This window comes from Phenylobacterium sp. T106 (assembly GCF_057219735.1).
The window spans coordinates 61,647-85,668 of the sequence record NZ_JBXVWA010000004.1 but is presented as its reverse complement, the minus strand read 5'-3'; the positions used below and the strand labels follow the sequence as shown (position 1 = coordinate 85,668).

Below are 24,022 nucleotides of genomic sequence, written 5' to 3'. Positions count from 1 at the left end.
CGCTATACTCCGTGCCGGGAGGCTGCGGCATGAGCTGGACGACGATGCTGACGCTGTCCGCGCTGGCGGGGATCTTCGCGGCGGTTGTGGTGTGGCTCCAGGAGGGTCCGCCTGCGGGCCCGGCGGGGCCTGAGGTCGCCGCGACCCGGGCCGCAGGCGCCGGCAGCCGCTAGAGCGCGTTCCGAAAAGTGGGAACCGGTTTTCGGATCCGAACGCGCTCAAGATATTGATCTAGAGCCTCATTTTCCCGTTCAGACGGTTCCGTCTGAACGGGTGAGGCTCTAGGTCGCCGCTCTCAGCTCGGCCAGGATCTCGCGCAGGGCGTCCTGCCACGGGCGCGGGCGCACGCCGTAGACGGCCTCGAGGCGGCCCAGGTCCATGGTGGCGCGCAGCGGCCGCCGGGCCGGGGTGACGTATTCGGCTGTGGTGGTGGGCGCGACCTCGGGCCCGGACTCGCCCAGGGCCGCGGCGAAGATCGCCTGGGCGAAGCCGCGCCAGGTGACCTCGCCTGAGTTCGCGAAATGCACGACGCCGAACGCCGGATCGCCGGCCGGCGCCGCGGCGAGCCGGGGCGCGATCGCCAGGATGAAGCCCGCGAGATCGGCCGCGCTGGTGGGCCGGCCCGACTGGTCGTCCACCACCTTCAGCGGGTTCCCCGCCGCCGCCACCCGCAGCATGGTCTTGATGAAGTTCTTGCCGTGCGGCGAGACCACCCAGGACGTGCGGATGCTGAGCGCGCGCGGGTTCGCCGCCGCCACCGCCCGTTCGCCCGCCAGCTTGGAGGCGCCGTAGACGTTCAGCGGGTTCGTCGCCGCGTCCTCGCGATAGGGCGCGCCGCCCGCCCCGTCGAAGACGTAGTCGGTGGAGACGTTGATCACCGCCGCGCCCACCTCGGCCGCCGCCGCCGCGATGGCGCCGGGGCTCTCGGCGTTCACCGTGAAGGCGAGATCCCGCTCGGACTCGGCCTGGTCCACGGCCGTGTGCGCGGCGGCGATCACCACCAGACCGGGCCTGTGCCGGCGCACGGCCTCGGCCGCCGCGGCGGGGTCGGCGAGGTCGGCGTCGGCCCGGCCCAGCGCGGTGACCGTCACGTCGTGGGCGGGGGCCTGGCGCAGCAGCTCCAGCCCGAGCTGGCCCGTGGTTCCGAACTGCAGGATCTTGAGGCTCATGGGCGCGTCATAGCGGGAACGCCGGCCGGCTCAAACGGCGGTGCGCCGACACGCCGCTTGTGTGCCGCAACGGCGCGCCCGTAGAAGCGGTGCGAGCCAGGAGAGGAATCGGCCGTGGAGGGAAGCGGCGGCGGGGCGATGCGCGGGCCCGGCGGAATGCCGGGCGGCCGGCGCATGCCCGATCTCACCACCGGGCCCATCGGCAAGACGCTGATCCTGTTCGCCCTGCCGGTGATGGGCTCGAACATCCTGCAGTCGCTGAACGGGACGGCGAACGCGGTCTGGGTCAGCCATGTGCTGGGCGAGGCGGCGCTGACGGCCATCTCGAACTCGAACCAGATCTTCTTCCTGATGCTGGGCGCCATGTTCGGGATGAGCATGGCCGCCAACATCATGATCGGCCAGGCGGTGGGCGCGGGCGACCGCGACCTGGCGCGGCGGGTCGTGGGCACCGCCACGCTCTTCTTCCTGGCGCTGTCGACGGTCGTGGGCGCGCTGGGCTACACGCTCACCCCGGCGATCCTCACCGGCATGGCCACGCCGCCCGACGCCAAGCGCGACGCCATCGCCTACCTGCGGGTGATCTTCACCGCGATCCCGATCCTCTACGCCTTCACCTTCCTGATGATGGCCCAGCGCGGCGCCGGCGACTCGCGCACGCCCTTCTTCTTCTCGCTCGTGGCGGTGGGGCTGGAGGTGACGCTGAACCCGCTGCTGATCATGGGGGTCGGCCCGTTCCCCCGCCTCGACATCGTGGGCTCGGCCACCGCCACCCTGATCGCCCAGAGCACCACGCTGGCCGTCATGGTCACGCACCTCTACCGCCGACGGAGCATCCTGGTGCTGACGCCGGCGGAGTGGCGCAGCTTCCGGCCCGACTGGGACGTGGTGAAGAACCTGGTCTTCAAGGGCCTGCCGATGGCGTTCCAGATGATCGTCATCAGCCTGGCGGCCGTCACCATGATGAGCCTGGTGAACGGCTACGGCTCGACCACCGCGGCCGCCTACGGCGCCGCCGTCCAGGTGTGGACCTACGTCCAGATGCCGGCGATGGCGCTGGGCGCCGCGGTCTCGTCCATGGCCGCCCAGAACGTCGGCGCGGGCAACATGGAGCGCGTGGGCAAGATCGCCCGCGTGGGCGTCATGTACGCCGCCATCTTCTCGGCGACGCCCATCGTGATCATCTACCTGCTGGACCCGATCATCCTGCAGGCCTTCCTGCCGGCCGGCAGCCCCTCGCTGCCCATCGCCGTGCACATCAACTCCATCGTGCTCTGGGGCTTCATCCCCTTCGGCATGGCGTTCATCTTCTCGGGCATCGTGCGGGCCACCGGCGCGGTCTGGCCGCCGCTCCTGGCCATGATCATCGCCCTGTGGGGCGTGCGGGTGCCGCTCGCCAACGTGCTGGAGCCGATGCTGGGCGCCGACGCGGTGTGGCTCAGCTTCCCGGCGGGCAGCCTCGTGTCGCTGCTGCTGGCGGCGGCCTACTACCGCTGGGGCGGCTGGCGGAAGTCGCGGATGCTGCCCACGACGCCGCACGGCGAGACGCTGGACACCGGCATGGCCCCGCCGTCCGGCGTCGAGGAGACCGAAGTCGCCGCCGAGGCCGCAGCACGCGCGCCCGAGAAGGAGACCGAGAAGGCCCGCTAGGCATCGCGCCGGAAGGCTATCCCGTGGTCTCCATCAGGGCGGCGTAGGTCAGCGTCCGCAGCTCGCGGCGGATCGGGTAGGTCGAGCTGGGCAGCAACTGGGTCATGAACACCGCGGTGATCTCCTCCACGGGGTCCACCCAGAAGGCGGTCGAGGCCGCGCCGCCCCAGTAGAACTCGCCCACGCTGCACGGAATCAGCGTCTGCGGCGGGTCGAACACCACCGCGAAGCCCAGGCCGAAGCCCACCCCGGCGTTGGTGCTCTCCGAGAACAGCGAGCGCGACAGCTGGGTCAGGTCCCCGCCGCCCGGCAGGTGGTTCGAGGCCATCAGGTCGACGGTCTTCGGCGCCAGGATCCGGGCCCCGTCCAGCTCGCCGCGGTTCAGCAGCATGTTGGCGAACCGCAGGTAGTCGGCCGTGGTGCCCACGAGACCGCCGCCGCCCGACAGCAGGCTGGGCGGCGCGAGATAGGGGCTCTTCTGCGGATCGTCCTGCAGCTTCGTCCCGCCGCCCGGCTGGGCGTCGTAGCAGGCCGCGAAGCGGCTCCGCTGGTCGTCGCGGACGTGGAAGCCGGTGTCGACCATCCCCAGCGGCTCGAAGATCCGCTCGCGGTACACCTCGTCCAGCGGCTTGCCGGCGATCTTCTGCACCAGGTAGCCGCACACGTCGGTCGAGACCGAATAGTTCCAGGCCTCGCCCGGCGAGAACTCCAGCGGGACCTTGGCCATCAGCTGGATCATGGTCTCCAAGTCGTGCCCGCCGTGCATCGCCTCGAGCTTCAGCCGGCGATACGCGGCGTCGATGTTGGTGCGGTTCTGGAAGCCGTACGTCAGCCCCGAGGTGTGGCGCAGCAGGTCCACCACCTGCATCGGCCGGGCGCAGGGCGTCGTGAGGTAGGGGCCCGTTCCAGCCGAGAAGACGGCCAGGTCGCTCCACTCGCAAATGTGCCGGGCCACCGGATCGTCCAGCGCGATCGCGCCTTCCTCGACCAGCTGCATCAGCGCGACCGACGTGACCGGCTTGGTCATGGAGTAGATGCGGTAGACGGTGTCGTCGGCGATCGCGACGCCGCGCTCCGGGTCCTGCTGGCCGAGCAGCGTCTGGTGGACCACCTCGCCGCGGCGGGCGAGGACGAAGTGGGCGCACGGCAGCCTGCCGGGACCGACGTACTTCTCCTGCAGGAACCGGTCGATGCGCGCCAGCCGCGCCGACGAGAACCCCAGCTTCTCGGCCTTGTTCATGCCGCGCCCTCCCTTTGGAGGCGGCATTTGCCCTTGCCTTCCCGCCCCCCGCAAGCGCCACGATGGGGGCCAGCAAGGGAGGATCCGGCGATGACCACCGTGAGCGTCGAGCACGACGGACGCATCTGCATCGTCACCGTCGAGCGCCCGGAGCGGCGCAACGCCTACGACGGCGACACCGCGCGCCGGCTCTACGACGCCTTCAAGGCCTTCGACGCCGACGAGGGCCTGGACGTCGCCGTGCTGACTGGGCGCGGCGGGTACTTCTGCGCCGGCGCCGATCTGAAGGCGATCGCCGGCGACGGGCGGCGGGCCGACGCCAACCCGATCCGCCCGGACGGCGACCTGGGCCCGATGGGCGTCACGCGCCTGCGGCTGGGCAAGCCGGTGATCGCCGCGGTGGAGGGGCCGGCGGTGGCGGGGGGCCTGGAGGTGGCGTGCTGGGCCGACCTGCGCGTGGCGGCCGAGGGCGCGACCTTCGGGGTCTTCTGCCGGCGCTTCGGCGTGCCGCTGATCGACCTGGGCACCGTGCGGCTGCCGCGGCTCATCGGCCACTCGCGGGCGATGGACATGATCCTCACCGGCCGGCCCGTGGGCGCCGCCGAGGCGCTGGCGATGGGACTCGCCAACCGCGTCGTGCCCGACGGCGAGGCGCTCGCCGCTGCGGTGGCGCTGGCCAGGCAGCTCTCGGCCTTCCCGCAGCTCTGCATGCGCAACGACCGGCTCTCGGCGCTCGCCCAGTGGTCCCTGGACTGGGACGAGGCGACGGCCTTCGAGGTCCAGGTCGGCCTCGAGACCCTGCGCACGGGCTCGCACGTCGAAGGCGCGACCCGTTTCGCCGGCGGCCAGGGCCGCGGCGGGGCGTTCTAGATCTCCAGCTCCGCGCCGGCCAGGTCGCAGCCGGCGAGGCGCGCGCCGTCCAGCTCGGCCTCGAGGAAGCGCGCGCGGGGCGCGCTTGCGCCGCGCAGGTCGGCGCCGCGCATCGAGGCGCGGGAGAAGTCGGTGCGGACGAAGCGGTTGTCGCCGATGGCCAGCGGACCCATCTTCGCGCCCCGCAGATCGGCGCGGGCAAGCTGGGCGTGGGTGAACCGCGCGCCGCGCACGTCCGCGTCGCGCAGGTTGGCGCCGCGGAGGTCGCAGCCCGAGAGGTCGGCGCCCTGGAGCTGCACCCCCTCCATGTCGAGGCCGAAGAAGATCGAGCGCGGCGCCGCCAGGCCCGAGAGCCGCCGCTTCTTCAGCGACCTCAGCGGCCGGAAGTCCACGTCGGCGAGCTTGGTCACCTTGCCCTGCCGCCCGCCCGAGTCGCAGAAGGCCTCGTGTTCGGCCACGACCTCGCTCAGCGATTTGTCGTCCACGTAGAAGATGGGCGGCGGCGCGCGCAGCACGCCCGTGAGGTCGGCGTCGTCCAGCCGCGCCTGATTCAGGTTCACGCCGTTCAGCACCGCCCGCTTCATGGACGCGCCGGTGAGGTCCGCCCCGCCCAGGTCGGCGTTCGAGAGGTCCGCGCCGTCCAGGACCGCGCGCATCAGCTTGGCGCCCGTCAGCACCGCGCCCGAGAGGTTCGCGTCGGTGAAGTCCGACGTCATGGCGACCGCGCCGGTCATCTGCGCGCCGGCGAGGTTGGCGCCCGACAGCACGGCGTAGTTCAGCTCGCCCGGGCGGTGCTCATGACGCAGGATGCGGAAACCGTCCAGCTTGTCCTGCAGGGCGATCCGCCCCTCGCGCAGGTCGCAGCCGGCGAGCTCGGCGCCGGCCAGGTTGGCGCCGCGCATGCACGCGCCGCGCAGGTCGGCCCGCTTCAGGTTCACGTGGCGCATGTCGGCTTCGCGCAGGTCTGCGCCGAACAGGATCGCGCGGGAGAAGTTCGAGCGGGCCAGGGTCGCGCCCGAGAGCTTGGCGCCCGTCAGGTCCGCGTCCCTCAGGTCGACGCCTTCGAGGCTGCAGTTGGCCAGGTCCGCATAGTGCAACGCGAGCCGCCGGCCGCCCGATCGGCCGGACAGGTAGCGCTGATGCGCGTCGAGCGCCTCCCGCAGGGCGTGGACGTCGAGCGCCGTATGATGCTGTTGAGGTGCGGACGACATGAAGGCCTTCGCGTTCACCATGCCGCCCGCGCTTTAAGGATGGGTTGCGCGACGTCCTTAAGCGAACCTTGAGCGCAACTTGCGGTGGCTAGAGCCAGCCCCGCTGCTTGAACCAGAGCACTGGGACCACGCCGGCCACGAGCATGAGCAGGAGGGCGAAGGGGTAGCCCGCCATCCAGGCCAGTTCGGGCATGTGGGCGAAGTTCATGCCGTAGATCGAGGCGATCAGCGTCGGGGGCATGAAGGCCACCGCGGCCACCGAGAAGAACTTGATGATCCCGTTCTGCTCGATGGTTATGAGGCCCAGCGCCGCGTCGAGCAGGAAGGCGATGTGGCTCGACTGCTGGCCCGCGTTCTCGGTGAGCGACTGGACGTCGCGCTTCAGCGACTCCAGGTGCGCCCGGCTCTCCTCCTCCCCGGCGATCTCGCTGGAGAGGCTGGCGAAGCTGAGCGCCCGCGAGAGGCTGACCAGCGAGTTCCGGACCAGCGAGGTCACCGACTGGGCCTGGGCGAGGCCGGTCAGGAGCGGCCGGAAATTGCCGGCGGGCGGCCTGTGGAAGATGGCGGTGGAGACGTCCTCGACCCGGTCGCCCATGTCGTCGAGGGTGCGGGCGAGCCGCTCCACGATGGCCTCCCAGAGGCCCATCAGCATCGCGGCGCCGGTGGCCGGATCGCCCTCCGCCGCGCGTTCGCCGAAGACAGTGAAGGCGCGGAGGTTCTCGTAGCGCAGGGTCACCAGCACGCCCTTGGACAGGACGAAGGTGGCCGGCGTGGCGAACGGATGGTCCTCGTGGCTTCGCGCGATCAGCGTCGAGGTCATGAAGGTCGCGCCGTGCTCCTGGTAGAGCCGGCTGGACGGCTCCAGCGCCTGCATCTCCTCGATGGTGGGGAGATCGACCCCCAGGGCCGTCTCGACGGCGACTTCCTCCTCGCGCGTCGGCTTGACGAGGTCGATCCAGACCACGTCCGCCTCGGGCGTCCAGCCCGGCGCGAGCGCGGTGACCTGGCTCTGGCCCTTGCCGCGCTGGAAGACGTAGAGCATGCGCGATTCTCCGCCCGGTCCCTTTCAGACCGTGCGCCCGCGCGGGCGTCAACCGCCGGGGGTCAGCGGGAGGACGAGTCCGAGCGCGTGGCGGCGGCGATGAGCGCGGCGATCCGGTCGGTGGAGTCCGCGGCCTGCGACAGCAGGCTCATCGGGCCCTGGCCGGGCCGCACGGCGCTGGCCATCTGCGAGGCGGCGGACTGGGCCACCGCGATCGCGCCGTTCTGCAGGCGGCTGACGCCCGAGGCGGCCAGGACACGCGCAGAGGCGTCCTGATAGATGAAGCCGTGCGTCGGATAGGTGGAGCCGCCGAGGTCGCGGTTCGGGTCGTACCAGACCTTCACCTCGCTCCAGTCGCCCGCCGGCGACACGTCGATGACCGTGACGTCCTTCTCGACCTTGCCGCGCGAACCCTCGATCGGGCTCCAGTTGGCGTGGGTGATCTGGATCACGCGGTCGGTGAGCACCTGGCTCACCACGGCCACGTGGCCCAGGCGCATCCGCTGGGTCGGCTTGAACGCCAGGACGGCGCCGGTCCGCGGCGTGAAGCCGGTCTCGTACTTGCCGGCGGCCTGCTGCCACCAGGTCCGGGCGTCACCGAAGATCTGGATGCCGGAGATCAGGCGCGCGAAGGGCACGCACTGCCAATAGGTATCGGCCACAGCTCCTGCCGGAGCGAGAGCGACGAACGCCGCGGCGGCCAGGGAACCCCAAAGGGTCCGCGTCCGTTTGCGCATTGATCGGAAACTCCCCGCACTGACAGGTGAAGGGGTAACCGTATCCTGCTTCAGTGAAAAGAGGGTTTACGCATCGCGGCGCGATGTCGCGGCTGGATTATCCACAGCCCGCGGCAGACATGCGCCTGCCGCAGCATCGCGCCCGCTCAATCACATCCCGAATTGGCGCAGTATTTGTCGCTGTTCGAAGAAAACTATTGGCGAACACCGCCTATCGAGTTCGTATTTGAGCTGTAGGCAACTCGAATTCGGACCCTGGGTTAACCGTTGATTTCCTAATATTAGCTTTGTCTCGCGAAAGCGTAACAATGCGAAACAAGAGCTCGCGATCCCTGGCCAAGGCTTCGCGCGAATTCCCCCAAGAGGAGAATCCGCCGCTTCACAAACCCTTGAGCGGAGGCGCCGCTGTGCAAAAAACCGGCGCCGCAAAGGAACTTCGTCCGGGCCCTAGCCGTCGGAAGCGGAGCCACTAGATAGGGCGCTGGGGAATTTTCGGAGAGATCGATGGATATCGCCGCTCTGGTCAGCGACCCGGCCGCTTGGGCTGCGCTCGTCACGCTCATCGTGATGGAGGTGGTGCTGGGGATCGACAACCTCATCTTCATCTCGATCCTCTCGAACAAGCTGCCCGAGCATCAGCGCCAGCGGGCGCGCCGCATCGGGATCGCGCTCGCGCTGATCATGCGCCTGGCCCTGCTCTCCACGCTGGCCTTCATCGTGGGCCTGGTGCAGCCGGTGTTCTCGATCCCCTGGGATCCGCCGGGCGACATCGACCTCACCTTCTCCTGGCGCGACCTGATCCTCATCGCCGGCGGCCTCTTCCTTGTCTGGAAGGCCACCACCGAGATCCACGAGAAGGTGGATCCGCAGGACACCCATGGCCTGCTGAACACCAAGGCGCCGGTCGTGAACGGCCTGGGCGCGGCGATCTTCCAGATCATCCTGCTGGACCTCGTCTTCTCGATCGACTCGATCCTGACGGCCGTGGGCATGACCGAGCACCTGCCGATCATGGTGGCGGCGGTGGTGATCACCGTGGCGATCATGCTGGTGGCGGCCGATCCGCTGGCCAACTTCATCAACAACAACCCCACCGTCGTGATGCTGGCGCTGGGCTTCCTGCTGATGATCGGCGCGGTCCTGATCGCCGACGGCTTCGGGATGCACGTGCCCAAGGGCTACATCTACGCCGCCATGGCCTTCTCGGCGGGGGTCGAGGCCCTCAACATGCTGGCGCGACGGAAGAAGCCCACGGCCGAGGACAAGCTCCTGCACTGACCGCGACCCGGGGGGGGGGGATCGCTGGCGTCTTCTCCTCCCGGCTGTCATCCCGGTTTCCGCGCAGCGGAAGACCGGGACCCATAGACTCCGTGGGTCCGGATAAGGCGCGGCGGCGCCGCCCGCGGGCCGCCACAGCCATCGGGCGCGTGTGGGTCCCGGTTTTCGCCTGCGGCGAAACCGGGGTGACAGGGTTAGGGGGCTCACGCGGACGCGCCTCCCACCGATCCCCCCACCGCTACAGGAAGCTGTAGGGGTCGATGTCGATGGCGACGCGCACCTGGCCCGGCGGCTTCACGCGGGCGCGCCACGCGGCCATGTAGGCCGAAAGGTCGACCCCGCGGTCGGCGCGGACCAGGAACCGCTTGCGCCGCCGGCCGCGCACCAGCCCCAGCGGGGCGTCCGCCGGGCCGTAGACCTCGACGCCCGGCGTGTTGGGGGCGACCTCGGCCATGCCGCGCACGAAGACGTCCAGCTGGGCGGCGTCGGGGCCCGAGGCGATCACCGCCGCCAGCCGGCCGAAGGGCGGCAGGCCCGCCAGCTCCCGCTCGGCCATCTCGGCGGCCACGAAGGCGTCGCGGTCCTGCGCCTTCAGCGCCTGCATCACGGCGTGCTCGGGGGCGTAGGTCTGGAGCAGCGCACGGCCGGGCCGGTCCTTGCGGCCCGCCCGCCCCGTGGCCTGGGCCAGCAGCTGGTAGGTCCGCTCGGCCGCCCGCAGGTCGCCGCCGCGCAGGCCGAGGTCGGCGTCGACCACGCCCACGAGGGTGAGCTTGGGGAAGTTGTGGCCCTTGGCCGCGGCCTGGGTCGCCACCAGGATGTCGATGTCCCCCGCCGCCATCGCCTCCACCAGCCGCCGGGCCTCGCGCGCGTCGAACACCGTGTCCGAGGAGAAGACCGCGATCCGCGCCTCCGGGAACAGCGTCCGCGCCTCCTCCTCCACGCGTTCCACGCCGGGGCCGATGGAGACGAGGCTGTCCTTCGCCCCGCAGTGGGGACAGGCCGCCGGCTTCGGCATGGAGAACCCGGTCAGGTGGCACACCAGCCGGCCCGTGTAGCGGTGCTCCACCAGCCAGGAGTCGGTGTCGGGCGCGGTCATCCGCTCGCCGCAGGCCTTGCAGAGCACCAGCGGCGCGTAGCCCCGGCGGTTCAGGAACAGCAGCGTCTGCTCGCCGCGCTCCCAGGTCTCGGCCATGGCGCGCACCAGCGGCGGGGAGAGCCAGCGGCCGCTCTCGGGCGGAGTCTCGCGCAGGTCGATCAGCTCGATGTCCGGCAGCCGCGCCGTCCCGTGCCGGGCGGACAGCCGCAGCCAGCGGTAGCGGCCCGTCTCGGCGTTGCGCAGGCTCTCCAGCGAGGGGGTGGCCGAAGCGAGCACCACGGCCGCGTCCTCGATCCGGCCGCGCACCACGGCGAGGTCGCGGGCGTGGTAGATGAAGCCGTCCTCCTGCTTGAACGAACCGTCATGCTCCTCGTCGACCACGATCAGCTTCAGGCGGCGGAACGGCAGGAACAGCGCCGAGCGGGCGCCCACCACGATGCGGCAGCCGCCGTCGGCGACGCCTTCCCACACCCGCCGCCGGGCGGGCGGCGCGACGTCCGAGTGCCACTCGCCGGGCGCCGCGCCGAAGCGCGCCGTGACCCGGGCGATCACGGCCTGGGTGAGCGCGATCTCGGGCAGCAGGATCAGCACCTGGGCCTCTGGATCGGCCGCCAGCGCCGCGGCGGCGGCCTCCAGGTAGACCTCGGTCTTGCCCGAGCCCGTGACGCCGTCGAGCAGGGTGACGCCGAAGCCGCCGAGCGACGACGACAGCGCAGAGGCCGCCGCCGCCTGGCTGTCGCTCAGCGCCGCGCCGCGCCGCGTCAGGTCCGGCGGCTGGAAGCCTGCGGCGGGGACCACGTGGTCGAGCGCCAGGACGCCCTCGTCGATCAGCCCCTTCACGACGCCCGCCCCGACGCCGGCCGCCCGCGCCAGGTCCGCCGGGGGCATGGGCGCCGTCGCCGCCTCGAGCACCTTCGCCCGGGCGGGCGTCGGCCGCGCCGGGGCCGCGCCGGTGGCCCGCACCACGCGCTGGGGCCGCGCCTTCGGCGCGCGCGCGCCGCGCAGCGCGATGGCCAGTGGCTGGCCGGGCGCGTCCACGGCGTAGCGCGCGGCCCACTGCACGAACTCCAGCGTCCCCGGCGGCAGCGGCGGCTCGTCCAGCCGCTCGGCCACCGGCTTCAGCGGCCGGTTCCCGCCCGCCGCCTCGCGCAGCTCGGCGACCACGCCGCGGATCAGCCGCGGCCCCAGGGGAACGGCCACCTGGTCCCCCGCCGCCAGGCCCATGCCCTCCGGCTCGGCGTAGTCGAACGCCTCGGGGAGCGGCATCGGGATCAGGACGGAGGCGATTCGGCTCATTGGCGCGGGCGGTTTGATCCCGAGCCCTTCGCAGCTACAAGCGGCCGGAACAAGAGATTGGGACACGATGCAGCTCTTCCTCGACACCACGGACACCGCCGTCCTGAAGGACCTCGCCGCCACGGGCCTCGTGGACGGCGTCACCACCAATCCCTCCCTGATCGCCAAAAGCGGACGCAACATGCTGGAGGTGATCGGCGAGATCTGCGCGATCGTCCCCGGTCCGGTTTCGGCCGAGGTGGCGGCCATGGACACCGCGGGCATGCTCGCCGAGGGCCGCAAGCTGGCGGGCGTCGCCTCCAACGTCGTCGTCAAGGTGCCGCTCACCCGCGAGGGGCTGACCGCCACCGCCGAGTTCGCGGCCGAGGGCATCCAGACGAACGTGACGCTGTGCTTCTCGGCGGCCCAGGCCCTGCTGGCGGCCAAGGCGGGGGCCACCTTCATCAGCCCGTTCATCGGACGGCTCGACGATCACGGCGCCGACGGCATGGACCTGATCACCGAGATCCGCGCCATCTACGACAACTACAGCTTCGACACCGAGATCCTGGCCGCGTCGATCCGCACGCCGGCGCACGTGACCCAGGCGGCCCTGGCCGGCGCCGACTGCGCCACCATCCCGCCCGACGTCTTCCAGGCGCTCTTCAAGCATCCGTTAACCGAACGCGGGCTCCAACAGTTCATGGCTGACTGGACCAAGACCGGTCAGTCCATCCTGTAGAGGCTTGAGGTGACATGGACGGGTCGCAGGGGGAACTGTTCGCAAGCCACCCGGTGGACCCGTCCGCCGTCCGCCGCTTCCTGGCGGACAACCCCGACTTCCTCAAGGCCGACGCCGGCCTGCTGGCCGAGCTGGGCCTGACGGTCGCCACATCCAATGTGGTCGAGTTCGCGCCTCTGGCGCGCGTGCACGCCGCCCACCAGGAAGAGGCCAAGCAGCGCCAGCTTCTCGAGGAGGTGGCGCGGGCCAACTTCAACGCCCAGGCCCAGACCCACGGGGCCGTCGTCGACCTGCTCGACGCGCGCAACAATTCCGACCTCGCGCGCCGGGTGGACGAGCTGGCCCGGGCCCGGTTCGGGCTGGCCGCCGGCGTGATCGCGCTCGAGTGCGAGGGCCTGCCGCCCGCCGGCTGGCGCGGCCTCGTCCCGGGTCAGGTCGACCTCATCCTCGACGGCCCGCACCGCCTCGCCCGCATGGGCTTCGCGCCGACGGCGCTGGGCCTCTTCGGCGACGACGCCGGCGACATCGCCTCCATGGCCATGGTCCGCATGGCGATCTGGGAGCCGGCGCGGCAGGGCCTGCTGGCCTTCGGATCTCACGATCCCGACGGATTCACGCCCGAGATGGGCAGCGAGCTGGTCGCCTTCCTCGCCCGGGTCGTGGAGCGCACGGCCGAGCGATGGCCGCTGCTCTGAGCGCGAGCCAGGCCCGGGACGCCTGGCTGCAGCACCTGGCGCACGAGCGCCGCGCCTCGCCGCGCACGCTGGAGGCCTACGGCTTCGCCGCCGCGCGCTACCTGGCCTTCCTCGAGCGGCACCGCGGCGAGCCGCCCTCGGTCGCCGACATGGCCGGCGTCACCCCCGCGGAGGTCCGCGCCTGGCTCGCTCACCTGCGCAGCGGCGATCGCCCGCTGTCGCCGCGCTCGCTCAGCCAGTCGCTGTCGGCCATCCGGACCTTCCACCGCTTCCTCGACCGCCGCCTCGGCGCGCCCAACGCCGCGATCGCCCTGGTGCGCGGCCCGCGCGTCAAGCCGGGCGCCCCGCGGCCGGTGACCGAGGACCAGGCGGCGGGCCTGCTGGCCGAGCCGGCGCTCGACCCCGACCGCGAGGGCTGGGAGGCCGCGCGCGACGAGGCCGTGCTCACGCTCCTCTACGGCTGCGGCCTGCGGATCTCGGAGGCGCTCGGGCTGAAGCGGTCGGACGCCCCGCTGCCGGAAACCCTGCGCATCACCGGCAAGGGCGGCAAGACGCGGCTGGTCCCGGTGCTGCCCGCGGTTCGCGCGGCGGTGGACAGCTATCTCGCCGCGGTCCCCTTCGTGCTGGACCCGGACGGCCCGCTGTTCCGCGCCCGGCGCGGCGGCGCGCTCAGCCCGCGCCACGTGCAGGCCACGGTCCAGGTCCTGCGCAGCCGTCTCGGCCTGCCGGCCAGCGCCACGCCGCACGCGCTGCGCCACTCGTTCGCCACGCACCTGCTGGGCGCCGGCGCCGACCTGCGCTCGATCCAGGAGCTGCTGGGCCATGCGTCGCTCTCGACGACGCAGCGCTACACCGAGGTCGACGCGGCGGCCCTGTTGGGCGCCTACAACGCCGCTCACCCGCACGCCTGATGGGCCGTCAGTCGGCGATGCGCGCCACGTGGTTCGGGCCCCCGTCCATGGTGCGCATCAGGAGGCAGGGGCGCGTCCGCCTCTCGACCTCGCGCACCGGGATCCGGCTGCCGGTGATCAGGATCCGCTCCGTGCGGGTCCGCTGTTCGGTGTCGGAGACGTAGTAGGGCGCGGGGCGGCAGCGGATGGGGGCGTGGTCCACGTCCCGGGCCGTGGGGCGGACCGGCGGCGGCTGCGGCGGGGGCAGCGGCGCCGGGGTCAGGGCCAGGACGAGGACGGCCAGGATGCTCACCGGCTCCCGCCCAGCAGGCAGGCCTCGCCCATCGGCATCTCGATCAGCTTCTTGACCCGCTCGTTCGGGTCCGGCCGATGCAGCAGCGCGCGCTCGTGCGAAACCTGCAGCCGCCCGGCGTCCGTGCAGAGCCGCTTCGGCGCCCTGGCGCCCGGGTCCAGAAGCGTCTGCGCGGCCACGGCCGGGCGCGCGTCCGGGGCGAAGCTCATGGCGGCGGCGGCGACGATCGTGACGAGCATTGCGGCCTCCCATTACGCAACCTCGCCAAGCTGCCACCGGTCGGCAGATGCGCCAAGTTACGCTTCGGTCACCTAACGCGCGGCCGTCAGCCGATGACGAAACGCAGCCAGGCGACTCCGCCGTCCTCCCCCGCCTCGGTGCATCGGAACCCCTCGCGCACGTAGAACGCCTGGGCGCCGCGGTTGGCGGTCTGGCACTTCAGCTGCAGCCGGCCCCCGGCGGCCGCGATCACGTGGTCCAGCAGCGCCTTGCCTACGCCGCGCCCGCGCGCGTCCACATAGAGCGAGTGCAGGAACGCCTGCGGCCGGTAGAGCGCGGCGAGGCCCAGGAGGCGGCCGTCCTCCACGGCCACGAAGACCTCCTCCTCGCGGGCCGCCGCCAGGAAGTCCTCGGCCCTGTGCCGGTCCCTCGGCAGCCAGGTGAACGTCTCCTGCAGCACGCGCACGTAGAGCTCCGCGCAGGCCGCCAGTTCCTCCGGCCGCGCCCTGCGGATCGTCAGGCCCTGGCTCAGGCCTGCATCGTCCACCCTTCGACTCCCATCGAGGCCTGCCGCACGGCCTCCGAGCGCGTCGGGTGCGGGTGGCAGGTGCGGGCGATGTCCTCGGAAGCGGCGCGGAACTCCATCGCGACGCAGCACTCGCCGATCATCTCGGAAACGCTGGGTCCGATCAGGTGCGCGCCCAGGATCTCGTCGGTCGCCGCGTCGGCGAGGATCTTCGCGAAGCCCTCGGTCTCGTGGTTGATCTTGGCGCGGCTGTTGGCGGTGAAGGGGAACTTGCCGACCTTGTAGGCGCGGCCCTCGGCCTTCAGCTCCTCCTCGGTCTTGCCCACCCAGGCCACCTCGGGGGTGGTGTAGATCACGCCGGGGATGACGCCGTAGCTCACGTGGCCGGCCTTGCCCGCCAGGCGCTCGATGCAGGCCACCGCCTCCTCCTCGGCCTTGTGCGCCAGCATCGGCCCGTGGGTCACGTCGCCGATCGCCCACACGCCCGGCGCCGAGGTCTTCCAGTGGTCGGTGGCGATGAAGCCGCGCTTGTCGGTCTCGATGCCGACGGTCTCCAGCCCCAGGCCCTGGGTGTAGGGGCGGCGGCCGATGGCCAGCAGCACGTAGTCGGCGTCCAGCGTTTCGGCCGCGCCTCCCGCCACCGGCTCGAAGGCGAGGCTCACGCCGGTCTTCGACGCGGTCGCGCCCGTCACCTTCATGCCCAGCTTGAAGGCGATGCCCTGCTTGGTGAGCGCGCGCTGGAAGGTCTTGGCCACCTCGGCGTCCACACCCGGCGTGATGCGGTCGAGGAACTCCACCACCGTCACCTTGGCGCCCAGCCGGCGCCAGACCGAGCCCAGCTCCAGCCCGATGATCCCCGCGCCGATCACCACCAGGTGGCCCGGCACCTCCGGCAGCGCCAGGGCGCCGGTGGAATCCACGATGCGCTTCTGATCCACGGTCACGCCGGGCAGCGACGACGGCTCCGAGCCGGTGGCGACGACGATGTCCTTGGCGCTGAGCGTGGCCGTCACCTTGCCGTCCGCGTCCAGCACCTCGACCTTGCCGGGTCCGGCGATGCGGCCCGCGCCCTTCACCCAGTCCACCTTGTTCTTCTTGAACAGGAACTCGATGCCCTTGGTCAGAGCCGTCACCGACTCGTCCTTCTGGGCCATCATCTGGGGCAGGTTGAGCTTCGGCGTCACCTCGATGCCCAGCTTGGCGAACTCCGAGCCCGCCGCGGCGTACAGTTCGGAGGCGTGCAGCAGCGCCTTCGACGGCATGCAGCCGACGTTCAGGCACGTGCCGCCCAGCGTGCCGCGCATCTCGACGCAGGCGGCCTTCAGGCCCAGCTGGCCGGCGCGGATCGCGGCGTTGTAGCCGCCGGGACCGCCCCCGATGATGACGACGTCGTAGGAGGTCTCAGCCATGGTCTGCCTGTGGGTCTCGAGTGGCCGGGCAACCTAGGCCCGGGCGAGGCGAGGTCAATCGCATAGGAGCGGCGTCCTCAGTCGGAGTCCGGCGGATCGTCCGCCAGGGGGCGGCGGCGGGCGCCCGCCAGGTAACCCAGAGCCGGCGCCAGCAGCCCCAGGAGCACGGCGACACCGAACCCCAGCCCGGCCCGCGTCGCCTCGCTGCGTGCCGGCGTGAACGCCTGGCGCGAGCCGGCGATGAAGGCGCGCGCATCGGCTGCGTCCCGCTCCGGAGCGAAGAGGATGAAGCCGCCCAGCGCCAGGTTCATGTACCACTCGACCTGGCCGAAGTGCTCGTTCTGCAGGAACACGGGCATCCCGGACGCGCGAAGCGCAGCGGCTGCGCTCTGCGCCTCGGTGAGGTCGAGGAAGCGGGCCACTTCGACGAGGTCGGCCATATGGCCAAGGTGGCGGCTCCGGCCTCAGACGTCCAGCAGCAGGCGCTGCGGGTCCTCGATGGCGTCCTTCACGTGTACGAGGAACGTGACCGCGCCCTTCCCGTCGACGATCCGGTGATCGTAGCTGAGCGCCAGGTACATCATCGGGCGGACCACGATCTGGCCGTTCACCACCACCGGCCGCTCCTGGATCTTGTGCATGCCCAGGATGCCGGACTGCGGCGGGTTGAGGATCGGCGTCGACATCAGCGAGCCGTAGATGCCGCCGTTCGAGATGGTGAAGGTGCCGCCCTGGAGGTCGTCCATGGACAGGGCGCCGTCCCGCGCCTTGCGGCCCAGCTCGCCGATGGCCTTCTCGATCTCGGCCAGGCCCATGGCGTCCGCGTCGCGGACCACCGGCGTGACCAGGCCCTTCTCCGTGCCGACGGCGACCGAGATGTCGTAGTGGTTCTTGTAGATGATGTCCGTGCCGTCGATCTCGGCGTTGACGTCCGGGACCTGCTTCAGCGCGTGGATCACCGCCTTCACGAAGAAGGACATGAAGCCCAGCTTCACGCCGTGCTTCTTCTCGAAGACGTCCTTGTACTGGTTGCGCAGCGCCATCACGCCCGACATGTCCACCTCGTTGAAGGTGGTCAGCATGGCGGCGTTGTTCTGGGCCTCCTTCAGCCGGCGCGCGATGGTCTGGCGCAGGCGGGTCATCTTCACCCGCTCCTCGCGGGCGTGGACCTCGCGGGGCGCGGCCGGCGCGGGCGCCGGCGGCGGGGCCTTGGCGCGGGCCTCGAGGGCCGCCAGCGCGTCGCCCTTGGTCACGCGGCCGTCCTTGCCCGAGCCGGGGATCGACGCCGGGTCGAGGTTGTTCTCGGCGGCCACGCGCTGGGCCGACGGCGCGAGCACCTTCTCGGCGGCGGGGGCCGAGGTGTCCGGAATGGGGGCGGAGGTCGGCGGGGCCTTGCCCGGCGTCGGCTCGGGCTGCAGCTCGCCGGCGGGGACCGGCGTGGGCGTGGACGACGGGGCCGCGGCCTTGTCGCCGCCGTTGGCCTTGGCGGGCTGGGCGGCGCCGCCCTCGCTGATCTTGCCCAGGACCGCGCCCGGCTCGACGGTCGCGCCTTCCTCGGCGGTGATCTCGGACAGCACGCCGTCGGACGGCGCGGCCACCTCCAGCGAAACCTTGTCGGTCTCGAGCTCCACCAGGATCTCGTCCTTGCGGACCGCCTCCCCCGCCTTCTTGGTCCAGCGGGCGACCGTCGCCTCGGTGACGGATTCACCCAGCGCTGGGGTCATGATGTCGGCCATGGGGGTGGGGGCTCCTCGGGTCTCGGACACTCAAACGGCGGTGGGGCGGGGTCGGCGCCCTTTTAGGCGAAGGCTTCCGTAAGGAAAGCCTCCAGTTCCTTCAGGTGGCGGCTCATCAGGCCGGCGGCGGTCGACGCGGAGGCGGGGCGGCCGACGTAACGGGCGCGCTTGGCCTTCACGTTCATCCGCTCCAGCGTCAGCTCCAGCCAGGCGTCCACGAACTGCCATCCGCCCATGTTCTTGGGCTCCTCCTGGCACCAGACCAGCTCGGCGTTCCGGAAGCGCTTCAGCTCGTTGGTGAGCGACTTCAGCGGCCACGGATAGAACTGCTCCAGGCGCAGGATGTAGACGTCGTCGCGACCGGTCTTCGCCCGCTGCTCGACGAGATCGAAGTAGACCTTGCCCGAGCAGACGATCACGCGGGTGATGGCGTCGTCCGGCTTCAGGGTCACGCCGCCCACGTCGCAGCCCGCCTCGGCGCCGTCCACCAGCACCCGGTGGAAGCCGGTGCCCGCGACCATGTCCGAGAGGTTCGAGACGGCCCGCTTGTGGCGCAGCAGGCTCTTGGGCGTCATCACCACCAGCGGCTTGCGGTATTCGCGCAGCAGCTGGCGGCGCAGGACGTGGAAGTAGTTCGCGGGGGTCGTGCAGTTGACCACCTGCATGTTGTCCTCGGCGCAGAGCTGCAAGAACCGCTCCAGGCGCGCCGAGCTGTGCTCCGGCCCCTGGCCCTCGTAGCCGTGCGGCAGCAGCATCACGAGGCCGCTCATCCGCAGCCACTTGCGCTCGCCCGAGCTGATGAACTGGTCGATGACCACCTGGGCGCCGTTCACGAAGTCGCCGAACTGGGCCTCCCACATGGTCAGCGTGTCGGGATCGGTCAGCGAGAAGCCGTACTCGAAGCCCAGCACCGCCTCTTCCGAGAGCGCCGAGTCCAGCACCTCGAAGTGCGCCTGGCTGGGCCCGAGGTTGCGCAGCGGGAAGTAGACCTCCTCGGTCTTCTGGTCGATCAGTCCCGAGTGCCGCTGGCTGAAGGTGCCGCGCACGCTGTCCTGGCCCGACAGACGCACCGGGTAACCCTGGTCCAGCAGCGTGGCGAAGGCCAGGTGCTCGGCGGTCGCCCAGTCGATGCCGGCGCCGGTCTCGATCGCCTCGCGCCGGGCGGCGACCACGCGCTCCACGGTCTTGTGGACCGTGATCCGCTCGGGGATCGAGGTCATCTTGCGGCCGAGGTCGAGCAGCTTCTGCTTCGACACGCCCGTGGCGTAGCGTTCGTCGCCGGACGCCAGCTTCACGCTGGACCACTTGCCGTCGAGCCAGTCCGCCTTGTTGGCGTTGTAGGCCTTGCCGCCCTCGAACTCGTTGTCGAGGAAGGTGTCGAACTCCTTCACCCAGCCGTCCACGTCGGCCTGGCTGCAGACGCCCTCGCCGATCAGCCGGCTGGCGTAGAGGTCGCGGACCGAGGGGTGCCCCTTGATCTTCGCGTACATCAGCGGCTGGGTCATCGTCGGGTCGTCGCCCTCGTTGTGACCGAACCGCCGGTAGCAGAACATGTCGACCACCACGTCCTTGCCGAACAGCTGGCGGTACTCGGTGGCCACCTTGGCGGCGAAGGTGACAGCTTCCGGGTCGTCGCCGTTGCAGTGGAAGATCGGGGTCTCGACCATCATCGCCACGTCGGTGGGATAGGGCGAGGACCGGCTGTTCTTCGGGCTGGTGGTGAAGCCGATCTGGTTGTTGACCACGAAGTGCATGGTCCCGCCCACGCCGTAGCCGCGCAGGCCCGACAGCGCGAAGCACTCCGCCACCACGCCCTGGCCCGCGAAGGCCGCGTCGCCGTGCAGCAGCAGCGGCAGCACGTGGCTGCGGCCCGCGCTCGGGGTCTCGCGCAGCGTGAAGGCCTGCTTGGCGCGCGCCTTGCCGATGACGACGGGGTTCACGATCTCCAGGTGCGACGGGTTGGCGGTCAGCGACAGGTGCACCTCGTTGCCGTCGAACTCGCGGTCCGAGCTGGCGCCCAGGTGGTACTTCACGTCGCCCGAGCCCTGCACGTCGCTGGGCAGCGACGAGCCGCCCTGGAACTCGTGGAAAATCACGTGGTACGGCTTGCCCATCACGGCGGCGAGCACGTTCAGGCGGCCGCGGTGCGGCATGCCGATGACGATGTCCTTCACCCCCATCGCGCCGCCGCGCTTGATGATCTGCTCCAGCGCCGGGACCATCGCCTCGCCGCCGTCGAGGCCGAAGCGCTTGGTGCCGGGGAAGCGGCGATGGAGGAAGGCCTCGAAGCCCTGCGCCTCGATCAGCTTCTTCAGGATGGCGACCTTGCCCTCCTTGGTGAAGTTGATCTCCTTGTCGCGGCCCTCGATCCGCTCCTGCAGCCACGCCTTCTCCTTGGGATCGGAGATGTGCATGTACTGGACGCCGAGGTTGCCGCAGTAGGTGCGGCGCAGGATCGCCAGGATTTCCCGCACCGAGGCGGTCTCCAGGCCCAGCACGTAGTCCAGGAAGATCGGACGGTCGAAGTCGGCCTCGGCGAAGCCGTAGGTGGCGGGGTCCAGCTCGGAGGCGTCGCCGGGCGTGGTGGCGATGCCCAGCGGGTCAAGGTTGGCCTTCAGGTGGCCGCGCATCCGGTAGGCCCGGATCATCATGATCGCGCGCAGGCTGTCCAGCGTGGCGGCGCGGACCTCGTCGACCGAGGCGGTCGGCTTGCGCGCCTCGATGGTCTTGCCGAGCTTGGCCTCGACCGCGGGCCAGAGCCCGTCGATGGCGCTCATCCAGTCCGGACGGGCGATGGGAGCGGCGGGCTTGGTCCACGCCGGGGGCTGGGCGGCGCGCTTGACCGCGTCGGTCCCGTCCGAGAGCGAGGCGAAGAACGCCTGCCAGGACGGCTCGACAGAGCCGGGGTCGCTGGCCCACTTTGCGTAGAGGTCCTCCACGAAGGCCGCGTTGCCGCCGTAGAGGAATGAGGTCTCGGCCAGAACGTCGTTGATCAGGCCTGCGTCGTCCGCCATCTCGTTCGCCTTTCGGCCCTTCGTTTCCGCGGGCGGGCCCCACGGACTTCGGAGAGAAGGAGCCGAGCGCGGACCGCCCTAGTACCTATGTCGCAGGCCGCCTCAGCGGCCCTTGAGCACCTCGACCAGCGTGGTTCCGAGCGCCGCCGGCGACGGGGAGACGCGGATGCCCGCGGCCTCCATCGCGGCGATCTTGTCCTCGGCTCCGCCCTTGCCGCCCGAGATGATCGCGCCCGCGTGACCCATGCGCCGCCCAGGCGGCGCGGTGCGTCCCGCGATGAAGCCCACCATTGGCTTCTTCTTTGGTGAATTCTTGATGAACTCCGCCGCGTCTTCTTCGGCCGAACCGCCGATCTCGCCGATCATGATGATCGACTCGGTGTCGTCGTCGTCGAGGAACATGGAGAGCACGTCGATGAACTCGGTGCCCTTGACCGGGTCGCCGCCGATGCCGACGGCCGTCGTCTGGCCAAGGCCTGCCTGGGTGGTCTGGAACACGGCCTCGTAGGTAAGCGTGCCCGAGCGCGAGACAACACCCACCGAGCCCTTCTTGAAGATATTGCCCGGCATGATGCCGATTTTGCACGCATCCGGGGTCAGCACGCCGGGGCAGTTGGGCCCGATCAGCCTGGAATTCGAGCCGGCCAGGGCGCGCTTCACGCGGATCATGTCCACCACCGGGATGCCCTCGGTGATGCAGACGATCAGCGGCACCGCGGCGTCGATGGCCTCGAGGATCGAGTCCGCGGCGAAGGCCGGCGGCACGTAGATCACGCTGGCGTCGGCGCCCGTCTGCCGCACGGCGTCCTCGACGGTGTCGAACACGGGCAGGCCGATGTGGGTGGTCCCGCCTTTGCCGGGGGTGACCCCGCCGACCATCTTGGTCCCGTAGGCGATGGCCTGTTCGGAGTGGAACGTCCCCTGGGCGCCGGTGACGCCCTGGCAGATGACGCGGGTTTCTTTGCCGATGAGGATGGACATTCTTACTTACCGCCCCGCACGGCCTTGACGATCTTCTCGGCGCCGTCGGCCAGGTCGTTGGCCGCGATCACGTTCAGCCCGCTCTCGTTGATGATCTTCTTGCCCAGCTCGGCGTTGGTGCCCTCCAGGCGCACCACCAGGGGCACGTTCAGGCCCACCTGCTTCACCGCGCCGATGACGCCGTTGGCCATCACGTCGCAGCGGGCGATGCCGCCGAAGATGTTGACCAGGATCCCCTTCACGTTGGGGTCGGCCATGATGATCTTGAACGCCGCCGTCACCTTGGCCTCGTCGGCGCCGCCGCCCACGTCCAGGAAGTTCGCCGGCTCGGCGCCGTAGAGCTTGATGATGTCCATGGTGGCCATCGCCAGGCCCGCGCCGTTGACCATGCAGCCGATCTCGCCGTCGAGGGCGATGTAGCTCAGGTCGTACTTGTGGGCCTCGATCTCCTTGGCGTCCTCCTCGGTCTCGTCGCGGAGCGCCTGGACGTCCTTGTGGCGGAAGAGGGCGTTGGAATCGAAGCTGACCTTGGCGTCGAGCACCCGCAGCTGGTCGTCGGCGGTGACGATCAGCGGGTTGATCTCCAGCAGGCTCATGTCCTTCTCGACGAAGGCCTTGTAGAGCTGCTCCAGCAGCACCCGGGCCTGCTTGGCCAGGTCGCCCGAGAGCTTCAGCGCCGCCGCCAGCTTCAGGCCGTGGTAGCCGCGCACGCCGGTCAGTGGGTCGATGGAGAAGGTGACGATCTTCTCGGGCGTCTCGTGGGCGACGTCCTCGATGTTCATCCCGCCCTCGGTGGAGGCGACCACCGAGATCCGGCTCGTCTCGCGGTCCACCAGGAGCGACAGGTAGAACTCCTTGGCGATCGCGGCGCCTTCCTCGATGTAGAGGCGGTTCACCTGCTTGCCCTTGGGCCCGGTCTGGTGCGTCACCAGCACGCGGCCCAGCATCTCCTGGGCGTTGGCCTTGACGTCGTCGACCGACTTGACGACGCGGACGCCGCCCTTGGCGTCGGCCCCCAGGCCCTCAAAGCGGCCCTTGCCGCGCCCGCCGGCGTGGATCTGGCTCTTCACGACGAAGACGGGTCCGCCCAGCTTGTTGGCCGCCTCGACGGCCTCGTCGACCGTGAAGGCGGGATACCCGCGCGGGACCGCGACGCCGAACTCCGCGAGGACGGCTTTGGCTTGGTGTTCGTGGATGTTCATGAGGCCTTGGGACGGCTTGTCATTGCTTCGCCGCAGCGGCGAGTGAACGGGGCTTATAGGCGCCGGTCCTGGCCCTGACAACCGCGCGGACGGCCGAAAAGCCGCCCGCCGCGCACGAGGCTGACGCGAGGTCAGCCCGCCTGCGCGCGGCGGGCGCAAGGCTCGGGCTTGGGTTACCCGAAGAACATCATCCAGAGCGTGCGCCCCGGAAGGAAGGCGATGAAGACGTTGATGGCGAAGCCGCCGTAGAACAGGCCCATCATGTGCCGGCGATGGCGGGCCACCACATGCCGCTTCGCCGCGATGACCGCGATCGGCAGACCCAGCAGCACCCAGGCCGTCAGCAGGTGCAGCAGCGACCAGGTCCCGTTGTTGAGGCTGGTGATGAAGAGCGTCGCCCCGGCGGTGACGCCGACCAGGCTCACCCAGACCCATCCCGCCACCCGGTGGAAGGTCCGCCCCTTGCGCACCGCCATCAGGACCGCGCCCAGGACGAGCGCGGCGAGCGCGGTCAGCAGGTGGATCTTGATCGGCAGCGACAGCCGGTCCCACAGCGCCAGGTCGGGCGCATGCAGCTGCGCCTGGCCCGCCATGCGCAGGATCGCCGGCCCGGCCGGACCCATGGCGGCCCCGACCACCAGGACGGTCGCCGTCATGCTGAGGGCGAACCAGGCGCCGAAGCCCAGCGGCTTGCGGGTCGGCGTTTGCGAAATCGACGACATATTCT

At 70.8% G+C, this 24,022-nt stretch carries 23 protein-coding genes; 7 read left to right on the top strand and 16 right to left on the bottom strand.

Annotated features, from left to right (window positions below):
* Nucleotides 1–29 precede the first annotated feature (29 nt).
* A complete protein-coding gene (locus tag AC2D8W_RS10640) occupies nucleotides 30–173 on the top strand; it encodes a hypothetical protein (RefSeq protein WP_484671522.1) in 144 nt (47 codons plus the stop codon).
* A 108-nt stretch (nucleotides 174–281) separates the two neighbouring features.
* Here the strand turns inward: AC2D8W_RS10640 and rfbD are convergent, their stop codons facing one another.
* Nucleotides 282–1,169, bottom strand: coding sequence for a dTDP-4-dehydrorhamnose reductase (gene rfbD, locus AC2D8W_RS10635; protein WP_484671521.1), 888 nt, complete (start codon nucleotides 1,167–1,169; stop codon nucleotides 282–284).
* Between the two features lie 174 nt (nucleotides 1,170–1,343).
* Between rfbD and AC2D8W_RS10630 the strand changes: the two genes are divergently transcribed.
* On the top strand, nucleotides 1,344–2,819 hold the full coding sequence (locus tag AC2D8W_RS10630) for an MATE family efflux transporter (RefSeq protein WP_484671520.1): 1,476 nt from the start codon (nucleotides 1,344–1,346) through the stop codon (nucleotides 2,817–2,819).
* 16 nt (nucleotides 2,820–2,835) lie between these two features.
* Here the strand turns inward: AC2D8W_RS10630 and AC2D8W_RS10625 are convergent, their stop codons facing one another.
* Nucleotides 2,836–4,059 (bottom strand): serine hydrolase domain-containing protein, encoded by a 1,224-nt coding sequence (locus AC2D8W_RS10625; RefSeq protein WP_484671519.1) that lies wholly within the window; start codon nucleotides 4,057–4,059, stop codon nucleotides 2,836–2,838.
* Nucleotides 4,060–4,149: 90 nt separating this feature from the next.
* On the opposite strand from AC2D8W_RS10625, the gene AC2D8W_RS10620 reads away from it, so the two are divergent.
* Complete coding sequence (locus AC2D8W_RS10620) at nucleotides 4,150–4,929, top strand: crotonase/enoyl-CoA hydratase family protein (protein ID WP_484671518.1); 780 nt, start codon at nucleotides 4,150–4,152, stop codon at nucleotides 4,927–4,929.
* Here the strand turns inward: AC2D8W_RS10620 and AC2D8W_RS10615 are convergent.
* From AC2D8W_RS10615 to AC2D8W_RS10605, 3 genes are all read right to left on the bottom strand, one after another.
* Nucleotides 4,926–6,161: a pentapeptide repeat-containing protein gene (locus AC2D8W_RS10615; protein WP_484671517.1), complete on the bottom strand. Its 1,236-nt coding sequence runs from the start codon at nucleotides 6,159–6,161 to the stop codon at nucleotides 4,926–4,928. The two genes, AC2D8W_RS10620 and AC2D8W_RS10615, sit on opposite strands and share 4 nt — an antisense overlap.
* A gap of 67 nt (nucleotides 6,162–6,228) precedes the next feature.
* Nucleotides 6,229–7,182 (bottom strand): magnesium transporter CorA family protein, encoded by a 954-nt coding sequence (locus AC2D8W_RS10610; protein WP_484671516.1) that lies wholly within the window; start codon nucleotides 7,180–7,182, stop codon nucleotides 6,229–6,231.
* A gap of 62 nt (nucleotides 7,183–7,244) precedes the next feature.
* Nucleotides 7,245–7,919: a CHAP domain-containing protein gene (locus tag AC2D8W_RS10605; RefSeq protein WP_293482132.1), complete on the bottom strand. Its 675-nt coding sequence runs from the start codon at nucleotides 7,917–7,919 to the stop codon at nucleotides 7,245–7,247.
* Between the two features lie 504 nt (nucleotides 7,920–8,423).
* On the opposite strand from AC2D8W_RS10605, the gene AC2D8W_RS10600 reads away from it, so the two are divergent.
* On the top strand, nucleotides 8,424–9,197 hold the full coding sequence (locus AC2D8W_RS10600) for a TerC family protein (protein ID WP_484671515.1): 774 nt from the start codon (nucleotides 8,424–8,426) through the stop codon (nucleotides 9,195–9,197).
* Nucleotides 9,198–9,435: 238 nt separating this feature from the next.
* Here the strand turns inward: AC2D8W_RS10600 and AC2D8W_RS10595 are convergent, their stop codons facing one another.
* Complete coding sequence (locus AC2D8W_RS10595; RefSeq protein ID WP_484671514.1) at nucleotides 9,436–11,589, bottom strand: primosomal protein N'; 2,154 nt, start codon at nucleotides 11,587–11,589, stop codon at nucleotides 9,436–9,438.
* Nucleotides 11,590–11,656: 67 nt separating this feature from the next.
* Between AC2D8W_RS10595 and fsa the strand changes: the two genes are divergently transcribed.
* The 3 genes from fsa to AC2D8W_RS10580 are packed head-to-tail and all read left to right on the top strand — an operon-like array spanning nucleotide 11,657 to nucleotide 13,916.
* Nucleotides 11,657–12,310: a fructose-6-phosphate aldolase gene (gene fsa / locus AC2D8W_RS10590; protein WP_484671513.1), complete on the top strand. Its 654-nt coding sequence runs from the start codon at nucleotides 11,657–11,659 to the stop codon at nucleotides 12,308–12,310.
* Nucleotides 12,311–12,324: 14 nt separating this feature from the next.
* On the top strand, nucleotides 12,325–13,005 hold the full coding sequence (locus AC2D8W_RS10585) for a DUF484 family protein (protein WP_484671512.1): 681 nt from the start codon (nucleotides 12,325–12,327) through the stop codon (nucleotides 13,003–13,005).
* Nucleotides 12,990–13,916 carry a tyrosine recombinase XerC gene (locus AC2D8W_RS10580; protein ID WP_484671511.1) on the top strand — a complete coding sequence of 309 codons (927 nt, stop codon included), beginning with the start codon at nucleotides 12,990–12,992 and terminating at the stop codon, nucleotides 13,914–13,916. Before AC2D8W_RS10585 ends, AC2D8W_RS10580 begins: the two co-directional genes overlap by 16 nt.
* A 7-nt stretch (nucleotides 13,917–13,923) precedes the next feature.
* Here AC2D8W_RS10580 and AC2D8W_RS10575 read toward each other — a convergent pair whose 3' ends face one another.
* The 10 genes from AC2D8W_RS10575 to AC2D8W_RS10530 all read right to left on the bottom strand — a co-directional run bounded on the left by AC2D8W_RS10575 (nucleotide 13,924) and on the right by AC2D8W_RS10530 (nucleotide 24,017).
* A complete protein-coding gene (locus AC2D8W_RS10575) occupies nucleotides 13,924–14,208 on the bottom strand; it encodes a hypothetical protein (protein ID WP_484671510.1) in 285 nt (94 codons plus the stop codon).
* On the bottom strand, nucleotides 14,205–14,447 hold the full coding sequence (locus AC2D8W_RS10570; protein WP_484671509.1) for a hypothetical protein: 243 nt from the start codon (nucleotides 14,445–14,447) through the stop codon (nucleotides 14,205–14,207). Before AC2D8W_RS10570 ends, AC2D8W_RS10575 begins: the two co-directional genes overlap by 4 nt.
* A gap of 86 nt (nucleotides 14,448–14,533) precedes the next feature.
* Entirely contained in the window at nucleotides 14,534–14,974 is a 441-nt protein-coding gene (locus AC2D8W_RS10565) for a GNAT family N-acetyltransferase (protein WP_484671508.1), read from the bottom strand.
* Entirely contained in the window at nucleotides 14,956–16,362 is a 1,407-nt protein-coding gene (gene lpdA, locus AC2D8W_RS10560) for a dihydrolipoyl dehydrogenase (protein WP_484671507.1), read from the bottom strand. Before lpdA ends, AC2D8W_RS10565 begins: the two co-directional genes overlap by 19 nt.
* A 77-nt stretch (nucleotides 16,363–16,439) precedes the next feature.
* The gene (locus AC2D8W_RS10555) at nucleotides 16,440–16,802 is read right to left on the bottom strand and encodes a hypothetical protein (RefSeq protein WP_484671506.1); all 363 of its coding nucleotides are present in this window, start codon (nucleotides 16,800–16,802) and stop codon (nucleotides 16,440–16,442) included.
* A gap of 24 nt (nucleotides 16,803–16,826) precedes the next feature.
* A complete protein-coding gene (odhB, locus tag AC2D8W_RS10550; RefSeq protein WP_484671505.1) occupies nucleotides 16,827–18,098 on the bottom strand; it encodes a 2-oxoglutarate dehydrogenase complex dihydrolipoyllysine-residue succinyltransferase in 1,272 nt (423 codons plus the stop codon).
* 62 nt (nucleotides 18,099–18,160) lie between these two features.
* Nucleotides 18,161–21,112 (bottom strand): 2-oxoglutarate dehydrogenase E1 component, encoded by a 2,952-nt coding sequence (locus AC2D8W_RS10545; protein WP_484671504.1) that lies wholly within the window; start codon nucleotides 21,110–21,112, stop codon nucleotides 18,161–18,163.
* A gap of 102 nt (nucleotides 21,113–21,214) precedes the next feature.
* Nucleotides 21,215–22,093, bottom strand: coding sequence for a succinate--CoA ligase subunit alpha (gene sucD, locus AC2D8W_RS10540; RefSeq protein WP_484671503.1), 879 nt, complete (start codon nucleotides 22,091–22,093; stop codon nucleotides 21,215–21,217).
* Nucleotides 22,094–22,095: 2 nt separating this feature from the next.
* Complete coding sequence (gene sucC / locus AC2D8W_RS10535) at nucleotides 22,096–23,295, bottom strand: ADP-forming succinate--CoA ligase subunit beta (protein WP_293482979.1); 1,200 nt, start codon at nucleotides 23,293–23,295, stop codon at nucleotides 22,096–22,098.
* 173 nt (nucleotides 23,296–23,468) lie between these two features.
* A complete protein-coding gene (locus tag AC2D8W_RS10530; protein WP_293482978.1) occupies nucleotides 23,469–24,017 on the bottom strand; it encodes a DUF2306 domain-containing protein in 549 nt (182 codons plus the stop codon).
* Between the last annotated feature and the right edge of the window lie 5 nt (nucleotides 24,018–24,022).

Coding starts and splice junctions, on each gene's coding strand:
- AC2D8W_RS10640 (WP_484671522.1), top strand. CDS start 30: ATGAGCTGGACGACGATGCTGACGCTGTCCGCGCTGGCGGGGATCTTC.
- rfbD (WP_484671521.1), bottom strand. CDS start 1,169: ATGAGCCTCAAGATCCTGCAGTTCGGAACCACGGGCCAGCTCGGGCTG.
- AC2D8W_RS10630 (WP_484671520.1), top strand. CDS start 1,344: ATGCCCGATCTCACCACCGGGCCCATCGGCAAGACGCTGATCCTGTTC.
- AC2D8W_RS10625 (WP_484671519.1), bottom strand. CDS start 4,059: ATGAACAAGGCCGAGAAGCTGGGGTTCTCGTCGGCGCGGCTGGCGCGC.
- AC2D8W_RS10620 (WP_484671518.1), top strand. CDS start 4,150: ATGACCACCGTGAGCGTCGAGCACGACGGACGCATCTGCATCGTCACC.
- AC2D8W_RS10615 (WP_484671517.1), bottom strand. CDS start 6,161: ATGGTGAACGCGAAGGCCTTCATGTCGTCCGCACCTCAACAGCATCAT.
- AC2D8W_RS10610 (WP_484671516.1), bottom strand. CDS start 7,182: ATGCTCTACGTCTTCCAGCGCGGCAAGGGCCAGAGCCAGGTCACCGCG.
- AC2D8W_RS10605 (WP_293482132.1), bottom strand. CDS start 7,919: ATGCGCAAACGGACGCGGACCCTTTGGGGTTCCCTGGCCGCCGCGGCG.
- AC2D8W_RS10600 (WP_484671515.1), top strand. CDS start 8,424: ATGGATATCGCCGCTCTGGTCAGCGACCCGGCCGCTTGGGCTGCGCTC.
- AC2D8W_RS10595 (WP_484671514.1), bottom strand. CDS start 11,589: ATGAGCCGAATCGCCTCCGTCCTGATCCCGATGCCGCTCCCCGAGGCG.
- fsa (WP_484671513.1), top strand. CDS start 11,657: ATGCAGCTCTTCCTCGACACCACGGACACCGCCGTCCTGAAGGACCTC.
- AC2D8W_RS10585 (WP_484671512.1), top strand. CDS start 12,325: ATGGACGGGTCGCAGGGGGAACTGTTCGCAAGCCACCCGGTGGACCCG.
- AC2D8W_RS10580 (WP_484671511.1), top strand. CDS start 12,990: ATGGCCGCTGCTCTGAGCGCGAGCCAGGCCCGGGACGCCTGGCTGCAG.
- AC2D8W_RS10570 (WP_484671509.1), bottom strand. CDS start 14,447: ATGCTCGTCACGATCGTCGCCGCCGCCGCCATGAGCTTCGCCCCGGAC.
- lpdA (WP_484671507.1), bottom strand. CDS start 16,362: ATGGCTGAGACCTCCTACGACGTCGTCATCATCGGGGGCGGTCCCGGC.
- AC2D8W_RS10555 (WP_484671506.1), bottom strand. CDS start 16,802: ATGGCCGACCTCGTCGAAGTGGCCCGCTTCCTCGACCTCACCGAGGCG.
- odhB (WP_484671505.1), bottom strand. CDS start 18,098: ATGGCCGACATCATGACCCCAGCGCTGGGTGAATCCGTCACCGAGGCG.
- AC2D8W_RS10545 (WP_484671504.1), bottom strand. CDS start 21,112: ATGGCGGACGACGCAGGCCTGATCAACGACGTTCTGGCCGAGACCTCA.
- sucD (WP_484671503.1), bottom strand. CDS start 22,093: ATGTCCATCCTCATCGGCAAAGAAACCCGCGTCATCTGCCAGGGCGTC.
- sucC (WP_293482979.1), bottom strand. CDS start 23,295: ATGAACATCCACGAACACCAAGCCAAAGCCGTCCTCGCGGAGTTCGGC.
- AC2D8W_RS10530 (WP_293482978.1), bottom strand. CDS start 24,017: ATGTCGTCGATTTCGCAAACGCCGACCCGCAAGCCGCTGGGCTTCGGC.